24 protein-coding genes are annotated in these 24,061 nt (G+C 67.0%); 13 read left to right on the top strand and 11 right to left on the bottom strand.

Annotated elements, in window-relative coordinates:
- Window positions 1-47 precede the first annotated feature (47 nt).
- From gabP to R9B84_RS02445, 3 genes are all read right to left on the bottom strand, one after another.
- Window positions 48-1,439 carry a GABA permease gene (gene gabP / locus R9B84_RS02455; protein ID WP_423759083.1) on the bottom strand — a complete coding sequence of 464 codons (1,392 nt, stop codon included), beginning with the start codon at window positions 1,437-1,439 and terminating at the stop codon, window positions 48-50.
- Between the two features lie 415 nt (window positions 1,440-1,854).
- Window positions 1,855-2,199 (bottom strand): MmcQ/YjbR family DNA-binding protein, encoded by a 345-nt coding sequence (locus tag R9B84_RS02450; RefSeq protein ID WP_423759082.1) that lies wholly within the window; start codon window positions 2,197-2,199, stop codon window positions 1,855-1,857.
- 81 nt (window positions 2,200-2,280) lie between these two features.
- On the bottom strand, window positions 2,281-3,555 hold the full coding sequence (locus R9B84_RS02445) for an MFS transporter (RefSeq protein ID WP_423759081.1): 1,275 nt from the start codon (window positions 3,553-3,555) through the stop codon (window positions 2,281-2,283).
- Window positions 3,556-3,748: 193 nt separating this feature from the next.
- Between R9B84_RS02445 and gcvA the strand changes: the two genes are divergently transcribed.
- The 3 genes from gcvA (at window position 3,749) to ettA (ending at window position 6,929) form a co-directional block, all read left to right on the top strand.
- Complete coding sequence (gcvA, locus tag R9B84_RS02440) at window positions 3,749-4,666, top strand: transcriptional regulator GcvA (RefSeq protein ID WP_423759080.1); 918 nt, start codon at window positions 3,749-3,751, stop codon at window positions 4,664-4,666.
- Window positions 4,667-4,768: 102 nt separating this feature from the next.
- Window positions 4,769-5,077 carry a DUF3761 domain-containing protein gene (locus R9B84_RS02435; RefSeq protein WP_065500859.1) on the top strand — a complete coding sequence of 103 codons (309 nt, stop codon included), beginning with the start codon at window positions 4,769-4,771 and terminating at the stop codon, window positions 5,075-5,077.
- A gap of 184 nt (window positions 5,078-5,261) precedes the next feature.
- The gene (ettA, locus tag R9B84_RS02430; protein ID WP_423759079.1) at window positions 5,262-6,929 is read left to right on the top strand and encodes an energy-dependent translational throttle protein EttA; all 1,668 of its coding nucleotides are present in this window, start codon (window positions 5,262-5,264) and stop codon (window positions 6,927-6,929) included.
- Window positions 6,930-7,068: 139 nt separating this feature from the next.
- On the opposite strand, the gene R9B84_RS02425 is transcribed toward ettA, so the two are convergent.
- Genes R9B84_RS02425 through R9B84_RS02410 form a run of 4 tightly spaced genes read right to left on the bottom strand, consistent with a single transcriptional unit; the run spans window position 7,069 to window position 10,383 of the window.
- Window positions 7,069-7,692 (bottom strand): HAD family hydrolase, encoded by a 624-nt coding sequence (locus R9B84_RS02425; protein ID WP_423759078.1) that lies wholly within the window; start codon window positions 7,690-7,692, stop codon window positions 7,069-7,071.
- Window positions 7,689-8,240 carry a cysteine hydrolase family protein gene (locus R9B84_RS02420; protein ID WP_423759077.1) on the bottom strand — a complete coding sequence of 184 codons (552 nt, stop codon included), beginning with the start codon at window positions 8,238-8,240 and terminating at the stop codon, window positions 7,689-7,691. The genes R9B84_RS02425 and R9B84_RS02420 overlap by 4 nt, the downstream gene beginning before the upstream one ends.
- A gap of 55 nt (window positions 8,241-8,295) precedes the next feature.
- Window positions 8,296-10,110 (bottom strand): aminopeptidase P family protein, encoded by a 1,815-nt coding sequence (locus R9B84_RS02415; protein WP_423759076.1) that lies wholly within the window; start codon window positions 10,108-10,110, stop codon window positions 8,296-8,298.
- An 18-nt stretch (window positions 10,111-10,128) separates the two neighbouring features.
- Entirely contained in the window at window positions 10,129-10,383 is a 255-nt protein-coding gene (locus R9B84_RS02410; RefSeq protein ID WP_034183709.1) for a hypothetical protein, read from the bottom strand.
- A 171-nt stretch (window positions 10,384-10,554) separates the two neighbouring features.
- Between R9B84_RS02410 and R9B84_RS02405 the strand changes: the two genes are divergently transcribed.
- The 7 genes from R9B84_RS02405 to R9B84_RS02375 all read left to right on the top strand — a co-directional run bounded on the left by R9B84_RS02405 (window position 10,555) and on the right by R9B84_RS02375 (window position 16,654).
- Window positions 10,555-11,316 (top strand): response regulator transcription factor, encoded by a 762-nt coding sequence (locus R9B84_RS02405; protein ID WP_423759075.1) that lies wholly within the window; start codon window positions 10,555-10,557, stop codon window positions 11,314-11,316.
- A gap of 26 nt (window positions 11,317-11,342) precedes the next feature.
- Window positions 11,343-12,641 carry a glutamyl-tRNA reductase gene (hemA, locus tag R9B84_RS02400; RefSeq protein ID WP_047899676.1) on the top strand — a complete coding sequence of 433 codons (1,299 nt, stop codon included), beginning with the start codon at window positions 11,343-11,345 and terminating at the stop codon, window positions 12,639-12,641.
- Between the two features lie 77 nt (window positions 12,642-12,718).
- Window positions 12,719-13,801 carry a peptide chain release factor 1 gene (gene prfA, locus R9B84_RS02395; protein WP_423759074.1) on the top strand — a complete coding sequence of 361 codons (1,083 nt, stop codon included), beginning with the start codon at window positions 12,719-12,721 and terminating at the stop codon, window positions 13,799-13,801.
- A 7-nt stretch (window positions 13,802-13,808) separates the two neighbouring features.
- Complete coding sequence (gene prmC, locus R9B84_RS02390; protein WP_423759073.1) at window positions 13,809-14,651, top strand: peptide chain release factor N(5)-glutamine methyltransferase; 843 nt, start codon at window positions 13,809-13,811, stop codon at window positions 14,649-14,651.
- Between the two features lie 67 nt (window positions 14,652-14,718).
- Window positions 14,719-15,030, top strand: coding sequence for a Grx4 family monothiol glutaredoxin (gene grxD, locus R9B84_RS02385; RefSeq protein ID WP_047899673.1), 312 nt, complete (start codon window positions 14,719-14,721; stop codon window positions 15,028-15,030).
- A 24-nt stretch (window positions 15,031-15,054) separates the two neighbouring features.
- Window positions 15,055-15,651, top strand: coding sequence for a UbiX family flavin prenyltransferase (locus R9B84_RS02380; RefSeq protein ID WP_047899672.1), 597 nt, complete (start codon window positions 15,055-15,057; stop codon window positions 15,649-15,651).
- Window positions 15,652-15,862: 211 nt separating this feature from the next.
- Window positions 15,863-16,654 carry a DODA-type extradiol aromatic ring-opening family dioxygenase gene (locus R9B84_RS02375; RefSeq protein ID WP_423759072.1) on the top strand — a complete coding sequence of 264 codons (792 nt, stop codon included), beginning with the start codon at window positions 15,863-15,865 and terminating at the stop codon, window positions 16,652-16,654.
- 110 nt (window positions 16,655-16,764) lie between these two features.
- Here R9B84_RS02375 and R9B84_RS02370 read toward each other — a convergent pair whose 3' ends face one another.
- Window positions 16,765-18,363 carry an APC family permease gene (locus R9B84_RS02370; RefSeq protein ID WP_423759071.1) on the bottom strand — a complete coding sequence of 533 codons (1,599 nt, stop codon included), beginning with the start codon at window positions 18,361-18,363 and terminating at the stop codon, window positions 16,765-16,767.
- Window positions 18,364-18,783: 420 nt separating this feature from the next.
- Here R9B84_RS02370 and R9B84_RS02365 point away from each other — a divergent pair, with 420 nt between their 5' ends.
- Window positions 18,784-18,987 carry a cold-shock protein gene (locus R9B84_RS02365; RefSeq protein WP_006477070.1) on the top strand — a complete coding sequence of 68 codons (204 nt, stop codon included), beginning with the start codon at window positions 18,784-18,786 and terminating at the stop codon, window positions 18,985-18,987.
- Window positions 18,988-19,085: 98 nt separating this feature from the next.
- On the opposite strand, the gene R9B84_RS02360 is transcribed toward R9B84_RS02365, so the two are convergent.
- From R9B84_RS02360 to R9B84_RS02350, 3 genes are all read right to left on the bottom strand, one after another.
- Entirely contained in the window at window positions 19,086-20,336 is a 1,251-nt protein-coding gene (locus R9B84_RS02360; RefSeq protein WP_423759070.1) for an Hsp70 family protein, read from the bottom strand.
- A 188-nt stretch (window positions 20,337-20,524) separates the two neighbouring features.
- The gene (locus tag R9B84_RS02355; RefSeq protein WP_423759069.1) at window positions 20,525-21,130 is read right to left on the bottom strand and encodes a nitroreductase family protein; all 606 of its coding nucleotides are present in this window, start codon (window positions 21,128-21,130) and stop codon (window positions 20,525-20,527) included.
- A gap of 156 nt (window positions 21,131-21,286) precedes the next feature.
- Window positions 21,287-22,570 carry an MFS transporter gene (locus R9B84_RS02350; protein ID WP_423759949.1) on the bottom strand — a complete coding sequence of 428 codons (1,284 nt, stop codon included), beginning with the start codon at window positions 22,568-22,570 and terminating at the stop codon, window positions 21,287-21,289.
- A gap of 220 nt (window positions 22,571-22,790) precedes the next feature.
- Between R9B84_RS02350 and R9B84_RS02345 the strand changes: the two genes are divergently transcribed.
- The gene (locus R9B84_RS02345) at window positions 22,791-23,411 is read left to right on the top strand and encodes a TetR/AcrR family transcriptional regulator (protein ID WP_423759068.1); all 621 of its coding nucleotides are present in this window, start codon (window positions 22,791-22,793) and stop codon (window positions 23,409-23,411) included.
- A 75-nt stretch (window positions 23,412-23,486) separates the two neighbouring features.
- Complete coding sequence (locus R9B84_RS02340) at window positions 23,487-24,059, top strand: DUF1415 domain-containing protein (RefSeq protein WP_423759067.1); 573 nt, start codon at window positions 23,487-23,489, stop codon at window positions 24,057-24,059.
- The last annotated feature ends 2 nt before the right edge of the window (window positions 24,060-24,061 follow it).

Below are 24,061 nucleotides of genomic sequence, written 5' to 3'. Positions count from 1 at the left end.
CGCCAGCCGACGGCGAACACTCAGTCCGCCGCCGCTTCGTCACTTCATCACATCGCCGACACCCGCCGCCCCGCGTTCGCCTGCGCATCGCGACCGCGCTTGTTCAGCCACGACGCGAGCAGCACGATCAACGCCAGCACGGCCGTCGCACCGACTTCCATCCGGTGATCCTCGCTGACGAACATCACGGTCAGCGTGCCGCAGATGAACAGGATCACCGCCCACGTGAGCCACGGGAACATCCACATCCGCAGCGTCAGGTCGGCGCCGCTCGATTCGAGCGTCTTGCGCATCCGCAGCTGCGAGATCGCGATCACGAGATACACGAGCAGCGCGATCGCGCCCGACGTCGCGAGCAGGAAGCCGAACACCTGCTCCGGCATCAGGTAGTTCGCGATCACGGTCACGAAGCCGAATGCGGTCGACGCGAGCACCGCCGCACGCGGCGTACCGGTCGAATCGGTGCGGTGCAGGAACGCAGGCGCGTCCTTGCGCTTCGACAGCGAGAACAGCATCCGCGACGCCGTGTACAGCGCCGAATTCAGACAGCTCGCGACCGATACGAGCACGATCACGTCGATGATCGCCTTCGCGTTCGGGATGCCGATCAGCTCCATCGCGCGCTGATACGAGCCGTGCTTCGGCAGCAGCGGGTCGTTCCACGGCACGATGGCCGCGACGACGAGAATCGAGCCGAGATAGAACAGCGTGATGCGCCAGATCACCGAGTTCGTCGCACGCACGATCTGGCGTTGCGGGTTGTCCGATTCGGCGGCCGCGATCGTCACGATCTCGGTGCCGAGGAACGAGAACATCGTCGTCAGCATCGCCGCCAGCACCGCGCCGGCACCATTCGGCATGAAACCTTGATGCGCGAACAGGTTCGACACGCCCGATACAGCAGGCGCCGGAATGATCCCGACGATCGCCGCGCCGCCGATGCACAGGAACACGACGATCGCGACGACCTTGATCAGCGCGAACCAGAATTCGAATTCGCCGTAGTTCTTGACGGAAAAGAGGTTGGTGATGGTGAGTAGCAGCGTGATGCCGAGCGCGAAGATCCAGGTCGCGATGCCCGGGAACCAGGCATTGAGGATGGTTGCCGCAGCCGTTGCCTCGATCGGGATCACGAGCACCCAGAACCACCAGTACAGCCAGCCGATCGAGAAGCCGGCCCAGTGGCCGATCGCGCGATCGGCATAGGTCGAGAACGAGCCGCTGTCCGGATGCGCGACGGCCATCTCGCCGAGCATGCGCATCACCAGGACGACCAGCACGCCCGCGATCGCATACGCGAGTATCGATGCCGGGCCGGCTTCCGCGATTGCGTGGCCGGAGCCGACGAACAAACCCGCGCCGATGACGCCGGCAATCGACATCATCGTCACGTGACGCTGCTTCAGGCCCGTGCCGAGGCCTGTGTTGCTTCCACTCATCTGTCTCTCTCCAAAAATCGGTGGCGGTCTGACCGGATATCGCGTGAAGGCGGCGCGGGGAGTTGTCGTTCTTGAATCCGGCTGCGACCGCGCGTGTATCGCACGTGCGGCATGAGGCCGGATGGGGCCGTTCGGGTCGGTGCGCCGCGCAGTCTGCGAAGCTGCGGGTGCGATGCGGCGCGCAGGGCGCCGGCGCATCGCGTGCGCCCTTTCCATCGGCTGTCGTCAGCCGCCTTCGAAGCGAAGGAGTGTAAGCATCAAACGGTTCTTCACTAAGAACCAATTGAAGAATTTCGATGGGACCACTTGTTGCATCGATGCGAACCGATGCAACGCCTGGTTCGGTCGACGCCGGCTCGCGTGCCGTTGGGCCGCTTCTGTCGAACGCATTCCGGCCGTGTGGCGTGCCGGACGTTCAGTTCCCGCCGCGCGCCGCTTCGCCCCGCCATTTGGCAGGCACGATCGCGTGCCATTCTCGCAGAAGCAGGTTTTTCACGGCGTCGGGATGCGCGGCGGACAGGCGTACCAGCACGATCGGCCAGCCCGCGTAATGATCGGTCACGTAATACACGTCGGGCTCCGACTCGATCAGCCACGCACGCTCGTCGGGGCCGACGCCCTTCACGACGAGCGTGTCGCCGTCCTCGCGCAGCCGCGCGAGCATCTTGCCCTTCACCTTGAGTGCGGGCGTGCCGTAGGACGTACCGTCCTCGACACCCCGCCACGCCAGTGCGATCTGCCGGACTTCGTCGAATGTCACGATGCCTCCCCGACCGTTGGTCGATGGTTGACGGTCCGGCCACCCTATCGGAAATCGTGCGACTCGCCCAGCGGCGCGTGCCTATCCGCCGGCCGCACGCGCGGCCACCGGCGTGCGTCCGGTGGTCGCGACGATGGCGAATGCGATCGCGTTCGCGACGGCGCTCGCGAGGATCGGCACGAGATAGCCGCCTCCCGCATCGTAGATGAAGCCGGCGGCGGCCGGCCCGATCAGCGTGCCGAACGCGACGCTCGTGTACAGGATGCCGATGATCGCGCTCACGTTGCGGCCACCGAAGTAGTCCATCACGACTGCCGGCAACACGGCGACCCAGCCGCCGTAGAACACGCCGAACACGAGCGCGAACGCGGCAAGCGTCGCGACGGTGCCGGCGCCCGCCCACGCGACGAGCGCAACGGCCATGCCCGCGAACATCGCGAGCAGCGATGCGCGGCGGCCGAAGCGGTCGGCAAGGCCGCCGAGGAAAAAGCGGCCGGCCGTGCTGCCGACGCCGATCGCACCGAGCAGCAGCACGGCCGTCGACGGCGCGACGCCATGATCGAGCGCGTACGGCACGAGGTGAACGAACGGGACGAACACGCCGAACGAGCACACGAGACATGCGGCGTAGAGGCTCGCGAACGGCCGCGACGTCACGGCCTCGCGCACCGTCGCGCCAGCGTGCACGGCCGCGGCAGCCGCGCCGGCTACGGAAGCACCGGCATTCCGGCCGCCGTCGCCGGCGGCATCGCCGTCCGGCAGCAACCCGCGCCCGCGCGGATCGTTCTCGATCAGCAGCGACATGCCTGCCCCCAGGACCACCGCGATCACTGCCAACGTGAAATACGCGCCGCGCCAGCCGACATGCGCGATCAGCGCGGACGCGAGCGGCGGCATCACGAGCGTGCCGACGCCGATCCCCGCGACCGCGAGCCCCGACGCGAAACCGCGCCGCCGCACGAACCAGCGCTGCACGGCACCGACGGCCGGCACGTACGCACAGCCGACGCCGAGGCCGACGCCAAGCCCGTACGCGACATAAACCTGCAGCAGCGTGTGCGCGGCGCCGGCGGCCGCGAGCCCGGCGCCCGTCAGCAGCATGCCGGCGATGGCGAGCCGCCGCGAGCCGAAGCGATCGGCAAGCGGCCCGCTGACGATGCCGAAGCCGAAATACAGGAAGCCGGCGAGCGAGAACACGAGCGAGATCTGCCCGCGCGATGCGGCGAAATCGCGCTGCAGCGACTCGACGAACGCGCTGAACGTATACGCGCTGCCGAACCCGACGAACGTGACGGCGAACGCGGCCGCGACCACGTACCAGCCGTAGAAGAGGCGCGATGCACCCGGGCGGTTCATGACAATGCTCCTCTCAGGTCCCACCGAACGCCGCGCGGCATCCGGATTGCCTCATGGATATAGTTGAACTATGTTGATCGCATCGGCCACCGCAAGGCAGCCCTGAAGCACACGATCCGATGCGACAACGGTACTCGCGCGTACGCGTCGCCTCAAACGATATTTCGTCGGCCTTTCGATTTAGAAAAACTGAATGAATCGTTCCCGCCTGCCGCCGCTCAACGCGCTGCGCGCATTCGAAGCGGCCGCCCGCCACCTGTCGGTGAAGTCGGCGGCCGAAGAACTGTCGGTCACGCCCGGCGCGGTGAGCCAGATGATCCGCACGCTCGAGTCGCATCTCGGCGTGCAACTGTTCGAGCGCGTCAACCGCGGCATCCTGCTGACGGCCGCCGGTCGCGACTACCTGCCGCCGGTGCGCAACGCGTTCCGGCAGATCGCCGATGCGTCGCAGCGCGTGTCGGGCGCCGCCGACAGCGGTGTGCTGACGGTGAGCGTCACGCCGTTTTTCGCATCCGCGTGGCTCGTACCGCGCCTCGCGCAGTTCCGGCACGCCTGCCCGGACGTCGACCTGCAGATCGTCACGAGCCATGCACTCGCGGATTTCGCGCGCGACGGCGTGGACGTCGCGATCCGTCACGGCCTCGGTCGCTACATCGGGCTGTGCAGCGAGCGCCTGCTGACGGTGGAGATCGTCGCGCTTGCGTCGCCCGAACTCGTCGCACGGCTCGGCATGCCGGCGACCCCGGCCGATCTCGTCGGCTGGCCGCACCTGCACGACGCCGAGCGCAAGGGCTGGCACATCTGGTTCGGCGCACAGCGGATCGACGATTTCGGCCCGCCGCGCGGCCCCGCGTTCGACGACTCGGGCCTGTTGATGCAGGCAATCGTCGCCGGCCAGGGCGCCGGGCTGCTGCCGGCAGCAATGGTGCGCGGCGAGCTCGAAAGCGGCCGGCTCGTGCAGCTCGCCGACGTCGCGTGGCTCGACGATTTCGCGTACTACCTCGTCTATCCGCCGCATCACGCCGAACGGCCGAAGGTCGCCGCGTTCCGCCGGTGGATTCTCGACGCCGCGCAGGCCGACGGCGCGGCATCGATGTCCGGCGCGGCGTAACGTCGCTTCACCGCGAGGCGCTGGCGCCGCCCGCTGGCCGATCGGCTAACATGCGGCGCGGGCCACCGGCTCGACATCGACAACAACAGACCGAGAGAGACCATGCCTGCCCTGCTCCGCCGCGCGACGCGCGTTGCGACGCTGTCGATCGCGCTCTTCGTCGCCTGCGCCGCCCTGCCTCCTTCCGCATATGCGTACCGCGCGCCACCCGGTTACGGTAACGAAGCCGATCTCGACCGTCACGACACGTATCGCAACCGCGACGGCGAAACCGTGCATGCGCCCGCGCGTTCGAAATCGGGCCGCGTGCCCGACGGTGCAAGCGCGCGCTGCCGCGACGGCACGTACAGCTTCAGCCGCCACCGGCGCGGCACGTGCTCGGGGCACGGTGGCGTCGCCGCGTGGCTGTGACCGCCGCGCGCCCGAATGCCTGCGTCGTGCCAGCGACACCCGGCGGCGAAGTACAATAGCCGCTCGCGCCGCCGACACACGGCGACGCCGCCGCGCCTCGCGCGGCACGCTCCGTACCGAATCACCCGACGCCGCCATGCCAGCGCGCTGCGCGGCCGTCTCAACTTCTGACTTTCACACCCAAATGGCCCAATACGTTTTCACGATGAACCGGGTCGGCAAGATCGTGCCGCCCAAGCGCCAGATCCTGAAGGACATCTCGCTGTCGTTCTTTCCCGGCGCGAAGATCGGCGTGCTCGGCCTGAACGGCTCGGGCAAGTCGACGCTGATCCGCATCATGGCGGGCGTCGACAAGGACATCGAAGGCGAAGCGACGCCGATGCCGAACCTGAACATCGGCTACCTGCCGCAGGAACCGCAGCTCGACCCGACGAAGACGGTTCGCGAAGCCGTCGAGGAAGGGCTCGGCGACCTGTTCCAGGCCAACAAGAAGCTTGAAGAAATCTACGCGGCGTATGCCGAGCCGGACGCCGACTTCGACGCGCTCGCGGCCGAACAGGCGAAGTACGAGGCGATCCTCGCATCGAGCGACGGCGGCAGCCCCGAGCAGCAGCTCGAAGTGGCCGCCGATGCGTTGCGCCTGCCGGCGTGGGACGCGAAAGTCGAGCACCTGTCGGGCGGCGAAAAGCGCCGCGTCGCATTGTGCAAGCTGCTGCTCGAAAAGCCCGACATGCTGCTGCTCGACGAACCGACCAACCACCTCGACGCCGAATCGGTCGACTGGCTCGAGCAGTTCCTGGTGCGCTTCCCGGGCACCGTCGTCGCCGTCACGCACGATCGCTACTTCCTCGACAACGCGGCCGAGTGGATTCTCGAACTCGACCGCGGCCACGGCATTCCGTGGAAGGGCAACTACAGCAGCTGGCTCGACCAGAAGGAAGAGCGCCTGAAGCAGGAAGAAGCGTCGGAATCGGCACGCCAGAAGGCGATCAAGAAAGAACTGGAGTGGGTGCGCCAGAACCCGAAGGGCCGCCAGGCGAAGTCGAAGGCGCGTATCGCGCGCTTCGAGGAGCTGAACAGCCAGGAATACCAGAAGCGCAACGAGACGCAGGAAATCTTCATTCCGGTCGGCGACCGCCTCGGCAATGAAGTGATCGAGTTCAAGAACGTCAGCAAGGCGTTTGGCGACCGCCTGCTGATCGACAACCTGAACCTGAAGATCCCGGCCGGCGCGATCGTCGGCATCATCGGCCCGAACGGCGCCGGCAAGTCGACGCTGTTCCGGATGCTGACGGGCAAGGAGCAGCCGGATTCGGGCGAGGTCGTGATGGGCCCGACGGTGAAGCTCGCGTACGTCGACCAGAGCCGCGATGCGCTCGACGGCTCGAAGACGGTGTTCGAGGAAATCTCGGGCGGCGCCGACGTGCTGACGGTCGGCAAGTACGAGACGCCGTCGCGCGCGTACATCGGCCGCTTCAACTTCAAGGGCGGCGACCAGCAGAAGATCGTCGGCAACCTGTCCGGCGGCGAACGCGGTCGCCTGCATCTCGCGAAGACGCTGATCTCGGGCGGCAACGTGCTGCTGCTCGACGAACCGTCGAACGACCTCGACGTCGAAACGCTGCGCGCGCTGGAAGACGCACTGCTCGAATTCGCGGGCTCGGTGATGGTGATCTCGCACGATCGCTGGTTCCTCGACCGGATCGCGACGCACATCCTCGCGTTCGAAGGCGATTCGCAGGTCACGTTCTTCGACGGCAACTACCAGGAGTACGAAGCCGACAAGCGCGCGCGCCTCGGCGAGGAAGCCGCGAAGCCGCACCGACTGCGCTACAAGCCGATCAGCCGCTGACCGGCGCGGCCCGGGCGCCCGGCACTGCGGCAACGCGGGGCCGGATGCCGAAAGTGGCCGCATCCGGATCGGCACAACGAAAAAGCGGGCCCGCGTGCGGCCCGCTTTTTTTATCCGCAGGGCGTTCGCCCGCTGCTTGTCATGCGAGCGCGCCCAGTTCGCGCAACCGCGCCTCGGTCTCCGCCGCGCTCGTGTGATGAATGCCGTGCCAGCCGAGCGCCGTCGCGGCCGCGGCGTTCTTCGCGTTGTCGTCGATGAACACGAGCTCGTGCGGCGCAATACCCGGCAGGTGCGGTTCGATCCGCGCATGCATCTCGCGGTAGATCGCCGGATCGGGTTTCACGAGCTTCACGCGACCCGACACGACGATGTCCTTGAACCGCCGCAGCACCGGGAAGTTGTCCCACGCATACGGAAACGTCTGCGCGGACCAGTTCGTCAGCCCGAACAGCGGCACCCCCTGCGCGTCGAGCCGGTCGACGAGCGCGGCGCCTTCGTCCAGCACGCCGCCGATCATCTCGTGCCAGCGTGCGTAGAACGCACGGATCAGCGCCTCGTGCTCCGGAAACTTCGCGACGAGTTCGGCCGTGCCTTCCTCGATCGTCTGCCCGCCGTCCTGGCGGATCACCCAGTCCATCGCGCAGACATGCGTGAGGAACCAGCGACGCTCTGCCTCGTCGGGAATCAGTTGCCGGTAAAGGTAGTCGGGGCTCCAGTCGATCAGCACGCCGCCGAAATCGAACACCACGGCCTTGATCGTCATGCGAACTCCGTCGCGAGCACGTCGGCGAGCGGACGCGGCGTGACCGCGTTGCCCGACAGCGAATTGTTTGTCCAGATGAAGTGGTGATGCGCGACGATCTGCGCGGCCGACAGGTGCGCGCGCTCGTTCGTCGTATGCAGGTCGGACACGACGGTCGTCCGGTAGCCGAGCAACGCCGCACGGCGCGCGGCCGAATCGACGCAGAACTCGGTCGCATAGCCGCAGATCAGCACCGAACGGATACCGTGGCGGTCGAGCTCCGCCGCGAGCGGCGTGTCGTGGAACGAGTCACTCACCTGCTTGCGCACGCGCCAGTCGTCGCTCCCGACGACCAGCCCCGCATGCAGCTCCCAGCCCGCCGTGCCGGGCACGATGTCGTCGTCAGCATCGCCGTCGTGCTGCACGAAGCACACGGGCGCGTTCGCCGCGCGTGCCGCCGCCGTCAACCGGTTGATGCCCGACACGACGTCGTCGAGCCGGTACGCGGGCTGCGCCCGCTCCACCAGCCCGCGCTGCATGTCGACCACGATCACTGCGGTGTCCGCCATTTGTTGCCCTCGCTGTTGTGGTTCGGCCGTCGTCCGGCCGTTATTGCACGTCGCGTCAGATCGGCTGCGTGCGCGCGTCGAGCCACGCCTTCGCAGCGCCGCTCAGGTGCCGGCCGACGCGCTCGCGCACCGTCGCGTGATACGTGTTCAGCCACGCGCGCTCTTCGTCATGCAGCATCGCGATCAGCACGCAACGCGTGTCGATCGGGCACAGCGTCAGCGTCTCGAACGCAAGGAAATCGCCGAACTCGGTCTTCCCGGCCGCACGGTTCACGACCAGGTTCTCGATCCGGATGCCCCACTGGCCGGGCCGGTACACGCCCGGCTCGATCGACGTGATCATCCCCTCTTCCATCGCCGTGTGCGGCTCGGCCGGCGCGTAGTGCGAGATGACCTGCGGGCCTTCGTGCACGTTCAGGAAGTAGCCGACGCCATGCCCCGTGCCGTGGCCGTAGTCGAGCCCGGCCGCCCACATCGGCGCACGCGCGATCGCGTCGAGCATCGGCGAGCGGATGCCGCGCGGGAAGCGTGCGCGCGACAGCGCCATCATCGATTTCAGCACGATCGTGAAATCGCGCCGCTGCAGGTCGCTGACGGTGCCGACCGGCACGACGCGCGTGACGTCGGTCGTGCCCGTCACGTACTGGCCACCCGAATCGATCAGCAGCAACCCGTTGCCGGCGATCGTCGCGTGCGACTCGGGCGTTGCGTGGTAATGCGGCATCGCGCCGTTCGCGTTGAAGCCGGCGATCGTCGCGAAACTCGGCGACACATAGCCGGGGCGCCGTGCGCGCGCGGCCGTGAGCTGCTCCTCGATCGTCAGTTCGGTGATCGTCTCGCGATTCACCGCCTGCTCGAACCATGCGAAGAATTCCGCGAGCGCGGCGCCGTCGTGCTCCATCGTCACGCGCACGTGCTCGATCTCGGCGGACGTCTTGCGCGACTTCGCGAACGTCGACGGATTCACGGCCTCGACGAGCTTCACGCCGGCCGGCACGGCCTCGAGCGTGCCGAACGTCACGCGGCGCGGGTCGACCAGCAGCGTCGCGCCGTCGGGCAGCGCAGCGAGCGATGCGCGTGCGGCATCGTAGGCACGGACGTCGACGCCGTCCTGCGCGAGCGACGCGGCCAGCGCCGGCGACACCTTGCCGTCGGCGACGAACAGCGTCGCACGATCGGCGCCGATCATTGCGTGCGCAACGAACACGGGATTGAAGTTGACGTCGGCGCCGCGCAGGTTGAACAGCCAGGCCAGATCGTCGAGTGTCGACACGAAATGCCACTGCGCGCCCTGCGCGTGCATCGCGCGGCGCACTTCGGCCAGCTTGCTCGCGCGCGTCGTGTCGGCCTGCGGCGCCGCGTGCTCGAACACCGCGTCGCCGGGCAGCCCCGGCCGCTCGGGCCAGATCGCGTCGAGCAGGTCGAGATCGGTGCGCAGCGCGATGCCGCGCGCGCTCAGCGCGGCCGTCAGCCCACGCGCGGCCGCGACGCCGAGCACGGCGCCGTCGACACCGACCGTCGTGCCCGCCGCCACGTTCTGCGCGAGCCAGTCGACGTGCGGCGCGCTCTGCTGCCCGCCCGTCATCTTCATCAACTGCACGCCCGTGCCGGCCAGTTCGGCATCGGCCTGCACCCAGTAGCGGCTGTCGACCCACAACCCCGCGAAATCCGCGGTCACGACCAGCGTGCCGACCGAGCCCGTGAAGCCGGACAGCCAGCGGCGGGCCTGCCAGCGCTCGGGCAGGTATTCGGACAGATGGGGATCGGCGGACGGCACGAGATAGGCGGCCAGGTCCTCGCGGGCCATGGCGCCGCGCAGCAGCGCGAGGCGGGCCGGCACCGACGGGACTTCGGGAAGACGGGCATTCATGATTTCACCTGAGAGCATTCAGCGACGGGCCGACAGCGCGACCGTCACGGCTACGGCAAGGAACGCGACGCCGGTGCAGACCGGCCATTCGAGCGTCTCGCCATCGTAAAACAGTCCAGAGAGATTGCCGGCCATGCGGGCGGCAGCCGCGCCCACGATGCCGACGAGCACCGCGATCCACCAGGCCGGCCGGCCCGTGCGCCGCATCGGGTGCAGCCATCGGCCGAACAGCCCGACGGCCGCTCCCAGGACAAGGATTCCAAACCAGTTCATTCGACGCCTTCTATAAATTCGGATTCGTCCAATAGGCGTGAACGTTGCCAGCGGCTAGCATCGATTCATCCATCGAACCCGAGACCAGCCGGGCGCCGCGAACATTCGAGTGTAGGGGCCGACTCGACGTTATGGCAAGCGCGCACCGGCTACCGTATTGAAGAAACTCTCATGCGAATCGCTCTGATCGATCCGGAGGCGCGTCATGCCGCACTCCTGAACCGCCTGCTCTTTGCGGGCGGTCACGTGTGCCACGCGTTTTCGTCCAGCACGGCGTTCTTCGAATGGCTCGCCACCGACACCTGCGACATGCTGATCACCGGCAACTGGGCCGGCGACCAGCCTGCCGAGGAAGTCATTCCGCGCGCGCAGGCGATCCTGCCCGGGCTGCCGGCCATCGCCGTGATGCAATTGCCGCGCGAAAGCGAAATCGTATCGTGCCTGCACGCGGGCGCCGACGATTGCCTCGTGCGCCCCGTCAGCGGGCCCGAGCTGCTCGCGCGCGTCAACGCACTGAGCCGGCGCGCCGGCGTGCGCCGGCCGCCGACCCGCTCGCGCGAAATGTATGGCGAATATGCATTCGACGCCACGCACTGCCTTGTGCGCTTCGGCGACGCAATCGTTTCACTCACGCCCAAGGAGTTCCGCTTCGCGCAGTTGCTGTTCGCGAACCTGTCGCGGCCCGTGTCGCGCGCCCATATCCTCGAAACGGTGTGGGCGCGCCGCCGCGACATGAAGTCGCGCACGCTCGACACGCACGCGTCCCGGCTGCGCAGCAAGTTGCAGTTGCTTCCGGAGCGTGGTTACCGCCTGTTGCCGCTCTACGGCTACGGCTATCAGCTCGACCGCGTACCGATCGAGCCCCCAAATTCCCGGCCCCGGCACGCCGATGCCCGGTATGCAGCGAGTGAGGAAATCGCTGAAACGCTATAATATGGGGCTAAACGATAGCCCTCGATATGCAACTCCTCACGATCGGAATCAATCACCACACTGCGCCAGTCGCCTTGCGCGAACGCGTGGCGTTTCCGCTCGAGCAAATCAAGCCGGCTCTCGTCACGTTCAAGAACGTGCTTCTCGGGCCCCAGGCGCCCAATACGCCCGAAGCAGCGATCCTCTCCACCTGCAACCGCACCGAACTGTATTGCGCGACCGATGATCGCGCGGCACGTGAAGGCGCGGTCCGCTGGCTGTCGGAGTATCACCGGATTCCGGTCGACGAGCTCGCGCCGCACGTGTATGCGCTGCCGCAGTCGGAAGCGGTCCGTCACGCCTTCCGCGTTGCATCCGGCCTCGATTCGATGGTGCTCGGCGAAACGCAGATTCTGGGCCAGATGAAAGACGCCGTGCGCACCGCGACGGAAGCCGGCGCGCTCGGTACCTATCTGAACCAGTTGTTCCAGCGCACGTTCGCGGTGGCGAAGGAAGTGCGCGGCACGACGGAGATCGGTACGCAGTCGGTGTCGATGGCTGCCGCCGCCGTTCGCCTCGCGCAGCGGATCTTCGAAAAGGTGTCCGACCAGCGCGTGCTGTTCATCGGCGCCGGCGAGATGATCGAGCTGTGCGCGACGCACTTCGCCGCGCAAGGCCCGCGCGAACTCGTGGTCGCGAACCGCACGGCCGAACGCGGCCAGCGGCTCGCCGAACGCTTCAACGGCCGCGCGATGCCGCTCGCGGATCTGCCGGCCCGCATGCAGGAATTCGACATCATCGTGTCGTGCACGGCGTCGACGCTGCCGATCATCGGCCTCGGCGCAGTCGAGCGTGCGGTGAAGGCGCGCCGCCACCGGCCGATCTTCATGGTCGACCTCGCTGTGCCGCGCGATATCGAGCCGGAAGTCGGCAAGCTGAAGGACGTGTTCCTCTACACCGTCGACGATCTCGGCGCGATCGTGCGCGAAGGCAACGCATCGCGCCAGGCCGCGGTCGCGCAGGCGGAGGCGATCATCGAGACGCGCGTGCAGAATTTCATGCAATGGCTCGACACGCGCAGCGTCGTGCCGGTGATCCGTCACATGCATACGCAGGCCGACGCGCTGCGCCGTGCCGAAGTCGACAAGGCGCAGAAGCTGCTCGCGCGCGGCGACGATCCCGCCGCCGTGCTCGAAGCGCTGTCGCAGGCGCTGACCAACAAGCTGATCCACGGCCCGACGAGCGCGCTCAACCGCGTGAACGGCGCCGATCGCGATTCGCTGATCGACCTGATGCGCGGCTTCTACCAGCACGCGCCGCGCTCGAACGACCAGTCCGGCCACTAGCGCCGCGAGCCCTGCCGCCGGCCGCGAGCCGGCCTATCCTTTCCGAATACCCTTGCCCGGGAGCGCCGCTCCACACCATGAAGACGAGCATGCAACGCAAGCTCGACCAGCTGTCCACACGGCTGGCCGAACTGAACGACCTGCTGAGCCGCGAAAACGTCACGGCCGATCTCGACCAGTACCGCAAGCTGACGCGCGAACATGCGGAACTCGGCCCGGTCGTCGAGCAGTACGCGCTGTGGCGCCAGTCGCGCAGCGATGAAACAGCCGCGCAGGAGCTGCTTGCCGATCCGTCGATGCGCGATTTCGCCGAGGACGAGATCCGCAGCGCGCGCGAGGGCATGGCCCGCCTCGAGGTCGAGCTGCAGAAGATGCTGCTGCCCAAGGATCCGAACGACGACCGCAACATCTTCCTCGAAATCCGCGCGGGCACGGGCGGCGACGAATCGGCGCTGTTCGCAGGCGACCTGCTGCGCATGTACCTGCGCTTCGCGGAACGCCAGCGCTGGCAGGTCGAGATGATGTCGGAGAGCGCGTCGGATCTCGGCGGCTACAAGGAAGTGATCGTGCGGATCGCGGGCCAGGGCGCGTATTCGCGCCTGAAGTTCGAATCGGGCGGCCATCGCGTGCAACGCGTGCCGGCGACCGAGACGCAGGGGCGCATCCATACGTCCGCGTGCACGGTCGCGGTGATGCCGGAAGCCGACGAGATCAGCGAGGTCGAGATCAATCCGGCCGACCTGCGGATCGACACGTTCCGCGCATCCGGCGCGGGCGGCCAGCACATCAACAAGACCGATTCGGCGGTGCGGGTCACGCACATCCCGACCGGAATCGTCGTCGAGTGCCAGGACGACCGTTCGCAGCACAAGAACAAGGATCGCGCGCTGAAAGTGCTCGCCGCGCGCATCAAGGACAAGCAGTATCACGAGCAGCACGCGAAGGAAGCCGCGACGCGCAAGAGCCTGATCGGCTCCGGCGACCGCTCGGAACGGATCCGCACGTACAACTTCCCGCAGGGCCGGATGACCGACCACCGGATCAACCTGACGCTGTACCGGCTCGAGGCGATCATGGACGGCGATCTCGACGAACTGATCGGCGTGCTCGTCACCGAGCACCAGGCCGAACTGCTCGCGTCGCTCGGCGACGCCGACTGAGGCCGCGATGCCCGACACCACCGCCGACGATCTGCTGCGCGCGTCGCCGCTCGACGCGGTCGATGCGCGCGTGCTGCTCGCGCACGCGCTCGGCTGGACCCGCACGCAACTGATCACGCGCGGCGACGCGCCGCTCGACGCTGCCGCGGTCGAACGCTATCGCGCGCTCGAAGCGCGCCGCGTGGCCGGCGAGCCGGTCGCGCAGCTCGTCGGGATGCGCGAATTCTTCGGCCGGCCGTTCGACGTGACGCCCGACGTGCTGATCCCGCGCCCCGAAACCGAACTGCTCGTCGAAGCCGCACTCGATGCGATCGACGGCTTGCCGTATCCGGCCGTGCTCGATCTCGGCACCGGCAGCGGCGCGATTGCCGTGTCGATTGCGGCCGAGCGTCCCGATGCACGCGTGTGGGCGCTCGACCGTTCGCCGGCCGCGCTCGCGGTCGCGCAACGCAACGCGGACAAGCTGCTCGACGCGCACCGCCCCGGCGGCCCGCTGCACTGGTTGCAGAGCGACTGGTACGCTGCGCTCGATCCGGCGCTCGCATTCGACACGATCGTCAGCAACCCGCCGTACATCGCGCAGCACGATCCGCACCTCGCGCAGGGCGACCTGCGTTTCGAGCCGCGCGGCGCACTCACCGACGACGCCGACGGCCTCAGCGCGATCCGCACGATCGTCGCGGGCGCCGGCGCCCACCTGAAACCGGGCGGCACGCTCTGGATCGAGCACGGCTACGACCAGGCCGAAGCCGTCCGTGCGATGCTGTCGTCGCACGGCTTCGCCGCGGTCGAATCGCTCGCCGATCTGGCTGCGATCGAACGCACGACCGGCGGCCGCCTGCCGGGCTGATGCCCGGCCCGACCGGTTGAAATCCGCTATCATTTCGATCTAACGCCCCGCAAACGCAAGGTCAGTCATGGACACCCAACAACGTATCAAGCAAATCGTCGACGAAAACCAGGTCGTGCTCTTCATGAAGGGCAACGCGCAATTCCCGATGTGCGGCTTCTCGGGCCGCGCCGTGCAAGTGCTGAAGGCCTGCGGCGTCGACCAGTTCAAGACGGTCAACGTGCTGGAAGACGACGAAATCCGCCAGGGCATCAAGGAATTCTCGAACTGGCCGACCATCCCGCAGCTCTACTTCAAGGGCGAATTCATCGGCGGCTCGGACATCATGATGGAGATGTACCAGTCGGGCGAGCTGCAGCAACTGTTCGCCGCCGCTTAACACGCCCCACCCGCCCCCCTTTCGATGGCATCTCCCAGCGCGCCGCCACGCCGGCTGATCGTCGCGATCACCGGCGCCACCGGCGCGATCTACGGCGTGCGGCTGCTCGACCTGCTGCGTGCCGCCGGCGGCGTCGAAACGCATCTGCTGATTTCGAACGCCGGCTGGCTCAACATCCAGCATGAACTGAAGCTGCCGAAGGCCGATGTCGAAAGCCGTGCGGACGTCGTGCACTCGGTGCGCGACGTCGGCGCGACGATCGCGTCGGGCTCGTTCGCGACCGACGGGATGGTGATCGCGCCATGCTCGATGAAGACGCTCGCGAGCATCGCGCACGGGCTGTCCGACAACCTGATCACGCGCGCGGCCGACGTCACGCTGAAGGAACGCCGCCGTCTCGTGCTGATGGTGCGCGAAACGCCGTTCAACCTCGCGCATCTGCGCAACATGACCGCCGTCACCGAAATGGGCGGCATCGTCTTTCCGCCGTTGCCCGCGTTCTACGCGATGCCGAAGACGATCGAGGAACTCGTCGACCAGACCGTCACGCGCGTGCTCGACCTGTTCGCGCTCAGCGCGCCGCTGACGACGCCGTGGGCCGGCATCCGGCACGCGCAGTAAGCCGACCGCCGCGACTCCATTCTTCGCGCATCTTCGCCGATTCCGCCGGCAATTCATTCGATTTCGCGCGCACTGACACCTACCCGCGCCAGCACGCGTTGCATCGCGCCGATTATCAACAAACACGCACCAATCAAATTCATGGACGCGGATTTATCAATGCTCGGTGCGCGCCTATAGTCACAGGCAAACCCTTTTGCAGGCCACCACCATGAACCGCTTGCCTTCGCTGTACCTGTCCCACGGCGCTCCGACGCTGCCGATCGACCCGACGCTGCCGTCCGGTGCATTCACGCACCTCGGCGCCGAATTGCCGCGCCCGCGCGCGGTGCTGATGCTGTCCGCGCACTGGGGCACGCAACAACCGGTCGCGAGCATCGCCGCACACCCGGAAACGATCCACGACTTCTACGGCTTTCCGCGCGCGCTGTATGAGATCCGCTATCCGGCACCCGGCGCCCCCGACGTCGCCGAGCGTGCGGCCGCGCTGCTGAACGCGGCCGGCATCGCGACCGCGACGTCCGAGCATGGCCTCGACCACGGCGCGTGGGTGCCGATGCTGCTGATGTTCCCGGAGGCTGACGTGCCCGTCGCGCAGTTGTCGATCCAGCCGCGCGCGGATGCGGCCCACCACTTCGCGCTCGGCCGCGCGCTGCGGCCGCTGCGCGACGAAGGCGTGATGGTGATCGGCTCGGGCCAGATCACGCACAACCTGCGTGCCGCCGATTTCAGCGCGGCGCCCGAGGATGCGGACCCGCGCGTCGCGGAATTCACCGACTGGTTCGAGACGAAGCTCGCCGCGCGCGACGTCGACGCGCTGCTCGACTACCGCCGGCAGGCACCGCATGCGGCGCTGATGCACCCGACCGACGAGCATCTGCTGCCGGTGTTCACGGCGCTCGGCGCGGCGGACGACGACTACCAGCTCGGCATCCAGTCGCTCGGCACCTACCAGCGCGTGCTCGCGATGACGAACTACGTGTTCGCGAGCGCGGCCGCCTGAATTCCGCGAGACAACCGGCGGCGACAAACAAAAAGCCCGCCCGAGCATCGCTCGGGCGGGCTTTTTTTCGCTGCTTCCTGCCGCCGCCGAATCCGGCGGCAGGTCAGGCGTCAGGCACCGACGCCTTCGAGAATCTCGTCGTGCGACTCGCGCTCGTCGAGATACTGGGTCCGGTAGCCGGAATTCGCGCCCCAGAAGTAGAACACCAGCGCGATGGCAGCGACGATCAGCATGTCCCAGCCGTACGGCAGGACGCCATGACCGCCGAACTCCTTGCTGCCGATCAGCGACAGCACGGCCATCGTCGGCAGGTAGGCGACGAGCCACCATGCGGCCTTCAGGTCGGCACCCCAGCCGCCCCAGCCGGCCTTGGCCTGGAAGAAGAAGTACACCGGCAGCGCGACGATCATCAGCAGGATGATTTCGCCGGTCAGCGGCCACTTCGCCCAGTACAGGATCAGCGATGCGCAGACGAACGCGAACGGTGCAATCAGCTTCATGCCCGGGATCGACAGCGGCCGCTCGATGTCGGTCGCCGCGCGGCGCAGTGCCATCAGGCTGATCGGGCCGGTCAGGTACGAGATCACCGTCGCAACCGAGATCACTGCCGCGAGCGAGCTCCAGCCGCGGAAGAAGAACAGGAAGATGAACGACACGAGCAGGTTGAACCACATCGCCTGGCGCGGCACGCCGTAGAGCGGGTGCACGTTGCCGAACATCTTCGGCATCGTGTTGTTGCGCTCCATCGCGTAGATCATGCGGGTGGTCGTCGCCATGTAGGTCGTGCCGGTGCCGCTCGGGCTGATGAACGCGTCGACGTACAGCAGGATCGCGAGCCAGTTCAGGTTCAGCGCGATCGCGAGTTCCGCGAACGGCGACGAGAAGTTGAAGTGCGACCAGCCCTTCGCGACGTCAGCCGGATTCACCGAGCCGATGTAGGCCACCTGCAGCAGCACGTAGATCACGAGCGCGAGCAGGATCGACGTGATCACGGCGAACGGCACGCTGCGCGACGGATTGCGCGCTTCACCCGCGAGGTTGACCGGGCTCTGGAAGCCGTTGAACGCAAACACGATGCCGCTCGTCGCGACCGCGGTCAGCACCGCCGACCAGCCGTACGGCGCGAAGCTCGCGTTCGTCGCGGTGCCGAGGTTCTCGGCGTGGAAGCTCGAGAACATCAGGCCGGCGATCGTGAGGCCGGGGATCAGGAACTTGAAGATCGTGATCGCGGTGTTCGCACGCGCGAAGGCCTTCACACCCCAGTAGTTCAGCAAGAAATAGATGACGACCAGCACGGCCGACAGCAGCAGCCCGGGTGTCGTCAACTCGCCGTTCACAAACAGCGCATGCGCCCACGGATATGGCCACGTGCTCATGTACTGGATCGACGCTTCAGCCTCGATCGGGATCACGGAAACGATCGCGATCCAGTTGGCCCAAGCGCTGATGAAGCCCACCAGCGAACCGTGCGAGTAGCGCGCGTAGCGCACCATGCCGCCCGACTCGGGGAACATCGCGCCCAGTTCGGCATACGTCAGTGCAATCGCGAGAATCACGACCGCGCCGATGATCCATGCGCAAATCGCCGCCGGACCGGCGATCTTCGCGGCCTTCCAGGCGCCGAACAGCCAGCCCGAGCCGATAATCGAACCCAGCCCCGTCAGCATCAATGCAAACGGGCCGATGTTCCGTTGAATAGAACTCTTCACATCCTCTCCTGTGTCTCAAAAAGCATGGTCGGCCTGCGGTCCGGGATCGGCTCGGACAGCACCGCGCACGCATTCTTGGGGGGACGAGTTATCCGATCGGGGCAACCCGTCCGCGCGGCGCGTAGTTTAACGGTTGCACCTCAAACGTGCCGCCAAAATCGTTCGGCCCCTACAAAAAATTCGCATCGCCTGCAAGCTTTGTAAACCTGATCTACGCAATAACCCTGAGACCATGGAAATACGGTTGACCACGCGTGTGATTAGCCGTATAAAGGACTTCGCAGGATTTCAAGTGGCGAGTGAATTGGTTCTTTCGTAGTTCGCCCATCAACGGTACTCCGGTTGGTCCTATTACCCCTTCCTTGATTTTCCGCACCCCATGGGCTTCGGCCCCGTTTTATCTTTTTAGGAACAAGTAACATGGCAACCGGTACCGTCAAGTGGTTCAATGACGCAAAGGGCTTCGGCTTCATCACCCCGGAAGGCGGCGGCGACGATCTGTTCGCGCACTTCTCGGAAATCCGCGTCGAAGGCTTCAAGACGCTGCAAGAAAACCAGAAGGTTGAATTCGAAGTGAAGACGGGCCCGAAGGGTCTGCAAGCTGCGAACATCCGTCCGGTTTAAGCTTGGCGCGATAATTCGTGTAAAAAAGCCCCGCTTCGGCGGGGCTTTTTGTTTTTCTGCGCTAAGTCCGGCATGGCGGCCATGCAGCCGCCCGCCGTTCAGCCAAAGAGGCGCTGCGCGTGAATGCCGAGCCCCGTCGCGACGCTCGCGAGGCGATCGCCGAACACCGGTTGCGCCTCCGGAAACGCACCCGCAAGCGCGCCCGACAGGAATGCGAGGCCCGTCGAGCCGCCGGTGAAATACAGCGCGCCGACATCGCGCGGCGCGATGCCCGCAAGCCGCACCGTCTCGCGCGCGGCATCGACGATGCGCGCGGTGTCATCGTGACTCGCATCGACGAGACGATCGGAATCGAACGCGATCAGCAGGTCCTCCTCCACGTCGTTCAGGTCGATCATCGTCTCCCCGCCCGCCGCGACGCCGATCTTCGCTTCTTCCGCGCGCGCCATCAGCGCATGCCCGAGCCGCTGCTCGACCACGCTCGTGAGCCGGTCGTACTGCCGCACATCCTGGTACAGGTGCTTCATCAGTTTCAGCTCGCCGAGCCGCTTCGGCGTGTAGACCGTGTTGATCAGGTGCCAGGTCGCGAGATCGAAGTAGATCTTGTTCGGCAGTTCGCGCCCTTCGGGGTCGAGCGAACGGTAGCCGAACGCGGGCAGGATCGCCGCCAGCTCGACACGCCGGTCGTAGTCGGTGCCCGCGACGTGCACGCCATGGTGGGCCAGCACGTCGTCCTTGCGCTCGAGCCGCGCCATCCGCTCGGGCCCGACGCGCACCAGCGAGAAGTCGGACGTACCGCCGCCGATGTCGGCGACGAGCACGAGGCGCTCGGCCTGCTGGCGCGATTCGTAGTCGAACGCGGCGGCAATCGGTTCGTACTGGAAGTGAACGTCCGCGAAGCCGACCGACTGCGCGGCCGCCTCGAGCTGATCCTGCGCGAGGCGGTCGGCGCGCGGATCGTCGTCGACGAAGAACACGGGCCGGCCGAGCACCGCGCGGCCGATCGGCGCGCCCGCGCGGGCTTCGGCCTTGCGCTTCAGGTGCGTCAGGAAGCGCGCGATGATTTCGGTGTACGCGATCGCGCTGCCGTCGCCGAGATCGGTCGTCGTTTCCGCGAGCGGCGAGCCGAGGATGCTCTTCATCGAACGCATCAGCCGGCCGTCGAAACCGTCGATATAGGAGGCCAGCGCCGCACGGCCGTATTCGACCGTCTCTTCGTCATTGTTGAAGAAGATCGCGGTGGGCAGTGTCAGGTGGTCGCCCTCGACGGGCGCGAGGCGCATGCCGTCGCCGTCGGGCAGCGCCACGGCCGAATTGGACGTGCCGAAATCGATCGCGCAGTAAGTCATGGGAAGTTGCCGCAGCAGGGCCGGCGCGAAAACGGAAAGGACGGGCTTTTTAACATGAAGCCCGCGGGATCACAACCGGGGCCGGCCACCAGTGCCGCGGGACGGGCGTCGGTGGCGACGGCGCGCGGCCTGGCGCGCCGGGGAGTCGCACGGACGGGATGCACGACGCATGCCGCCCGCTTCACAGGTCAGGCTGCCGCGTCGAAGCTCTTCTTCCACGCGCCCGCATACACGACCTCGCCGATCGCATGGCGCGTACGCGGCGCCTTCTCGCGATCGCGCAGCACGGGATCGAGCTTGTCGACGTTGCCGTAGTGGCCGAGCGAGATGATCGACAGGATCGCGACGTCGGACGGAATCGCGAACGCGTCGCGGAACGCCTTCGTGTCGAATCCGCTCATCTGGTGCGCGGCGAGGCCCAGCGCATGCGCCTGCAGCACCAGCGACATCGCGGCTGCGCCCGCGTCGTACAGCGCGGTCGGCGCCGGTTCGCCCTTCGGCGTGAGCGTGTGCGAGGTTACCGCGATCAGCACCGGCGCCGGCGCATTCCAGCCCTGGTTGAACGGCACCAGCGTCGCGAACGCGCGCTTGAATGCATCTTCGTCCTGCGTGCGATCGAATACGACGAAGCGCCACGGCTGCGCGTTGTACGCGGACGGCGCCCAGCGCGCCGCTTCGAGCACCGCGTGCAGATCGCCGGCGCTGATGGACTCGTCGGAATACGCACGCGGGCTCCAGCGGCCTGCGATCAGATCGTGAATCGAAACAGTGGTGGGAGCAGGTTTGACGGACATGCGGTTCCTCGCTGACATCGATGAAGGGGCGCGAACGCCTGGCGAACCGCAAGCATACCCGCTTGAGCGGTTGCGCGCCCGATCCTCCCGCGCTATGCAAATCACCGTGCCTGCAATGGCCGGCCGCATGCGGTGCGGCCGGCCGGGCCACCGTGCTCAGGCCGCCTGCGCAGTTGCGCGCGACGGGCCGCGGTTGATCCGCAGCACGATCAGCGCGCCGACGATACACAGTCCGCCCGAGATCATCGACGCGATCGTGTAGGTGCCGAGGCTCGCGCGCAGCAGCCCCGCGCCGAGCGCCGCGAACGCCGCGCCGAGCTGGTGGCCGGCGACGATCCAGCCGAACACGACCGGCGCCGCAGCCTTGCCGAACACGTCGGTCGCGAGGCGCACGGTCGGCGGCACGGTCGCGATCCAGTCGAGCCCGTAGAACATCGCGAACAGCGGCAGCCCGAAGAAATCGATCCCGAACGCATGCGGCAGGTAGATCAGCGACAGCCCGCGCAGCCCGTAGTACCAGAACAGCAGCACGCGGTTGTCGTAACGGTCGGACAGCCAGCCCGACAGCGTCGTGCCGAACAGGTCGAACACGCCCATCGCCGCGAGCAGCGACGCACCCTGCACTTCGGTCATCCCGTAGTCGCTGCACATCGCGATCAGGTGCGTGCCGACATAACCGTTGGTGCTCGCGCCGCAGATGAAGAAGCTGAAGAACAGCAGCCAGAAGTCGCGCGAACGGCTCGCCATCAGCAGCGTGCGGAACGCGACCGCGAGCGGGTTGTCCTTCGTCGCTTCGGGTGCGGGCGGCGCATCGGCCGGCTCGCCGTACGGGCGCAACTGCACGTCGGCCGGCCGTTCGGGCAGCAGGAACGCGACGAGCGGAATCACGATCGCCGCGGCCACCGCGACGACCAGCACGACCGGCCGCCAGCCATGGCGCTGCGCGATCGCCGCGAGCATCGGCAGGAACACGAGCTGGCCGGTGGCCGTGCTCGCGGTCAGGATGCCCATGATCAGCCCGCGTCGCGCATGGAACCAGCGCGTGACGAAGGTCGCGGACAGCGTCAGTGCGACGACACCCGTCGAGCAGCCAACCATCAGGCCCCAGATCACCACCATCTGCCAGCTCTGCGTCATCATCGACGACAGCGCGACGCCCGCGCTCATCGTCACGAGCGCGGTGAGAATCGTCGGGCGCAGCCCGAAGCGCTGCATCGCGGCGGCCGCGAACGGACCCGTCAACCCGTACAGCGCGATATTCACCGAAATCGCCAGCGAAATCGCCGCGCGGCTCCAGCCGAGTTCGCGTTCGAGCGACACCATCAGCACGCTCGGTGTCGCGCGTGTGCCGGCTGCCGCCAGCAGGATCAGGAATACCACCGCCGCCGCGAGCCATCCGTAGTGGAAGCGCCCGCCGATTCGTGTCACTGCCCAGTTCATCTTCACGTTCTCCAGTTGGCGGCTGCGGCGCCATCGCACCTGCACCGCCCCACCCAGCCAGGCCACCTCCGCCGCACGCTGCATCGGCTGACCCGGGCCGACGCTTGGCATTTGTCTGTCGATCCGGCCAGCATTGTTACCGACCGGTCACAAGTGTGTTGCGATCGTAGTTACCAGTCGGTAACATGTCAAGCAATTCATCACGCAGTCGAGGGTCATCATGTCCGGCATCGAAGCCGCCAAACCGCTGGCGCGTCGCACGCGCCGGCCGATCGACGGGGCCACCGCGCACGAGCACCTGCTGCGCGCCGCCGAGGAGCTGTTTTACAAGGAAGGCGTTCGCACGGTCGGCGTCGAGGCGGTCGTCGAGCGCGCGGGCGTCAACAAGATGAGCCTGTATCGCCAGTTCTCGTCGAAGGACGAGCTGATCCTCGCATATCTGGAGCGGATGGACGCGTGCTTCTTCGAGCGCCTCGAGACGAGCGTCGCCAAGCACCCGGGCCAGCCGAAGGCGCAATTGATCCAGTATTTCGTCGATCTTGCCGAGCGCGCAACGCAGAAGGACTATCGCGGCTGCCCGTTCGTCAATGTCGCCGCCGAATTCCCGGACGCGTCGCACCCGGCGCGCGAGCGCGTCGCGCAGAACAAGGAACAGTTGATGAAGCGGCTCGTCGCGCTGTGCGAAGGCGCCGGCGCGCGGCAGCCGCAGGCGCTCGCCGATGCGCTCGCGCTGGTGGTCGAAGGCATCTACGCGGCAAGCCAGACCTACCGGCACGGCGCAACACCGATCGGCACCGCGCCCGCGCTCGTCACGCAGTTGATCGAAGCCGCGTGCGCATGACGGGCGGCGCACGCCCGAACCCGTGTGCCCGCTACAATGCGGCCCTCTCCGCTCCACCGCCCGACTGGTTTCACGATGACCGACACCCGCCCCGAATCGCATGACGATATCCTCGCCGCCACGCGGCACTGGCTCGCGCGCGCGGTCATCGGGCTCAATCTGTGCCCGTTTGCGAAAAGCGTCTATGTGAAGGAACAGGTGCGCTACGCGATCAGCGAAGCGGCGACGCTGGAAGACGCGCTCGCCGAGCTCGAAACCGAGCTGCGCGCGCTCGACGCGGCGGATCCGCAGCAGGTCGACACGACGCTCGTGATCTTCCCGCATGCGTTCGCCGATTTCGTCGACTACAACGATGCGCTGTTCTTTGCCGACCGGCTCGTGCGGCAGCTGCGGCTCGATGGCGTGCTGCAGATCGCGAGCTTCCATCCGCAATACCGGTTCGAAGGCAGCGAACCCGACGACATCGAGAACTACACGAACCGCGCACCGTATCCGATCCTGCACCTGCTGCGCGAAGACAGCATCGCGCGCGCGGTCGACGCGTTCCCGGACGCGTCCGCGATCTACGAAAAGAACCAGGAAACGCTGCGCCGCCTCGGCCACGACGGCTGGCGCGAATGGATGCGCCGGCCGGGCGACGACGTCTGATG

It is taken from the genome of Burkholderia sp. NLJ2 (assembly GCF_049487195.1).
Lineage (GTDB): Bacteria > Pseudomonadota > Gammaproteobacteria > Burkholderiales > Burkholderiaceae > Burkholderia > Burkholderia pyrrocinia.
This window is presented reverse-complemented; position numbering and strand designations above follow the sequence as displayed.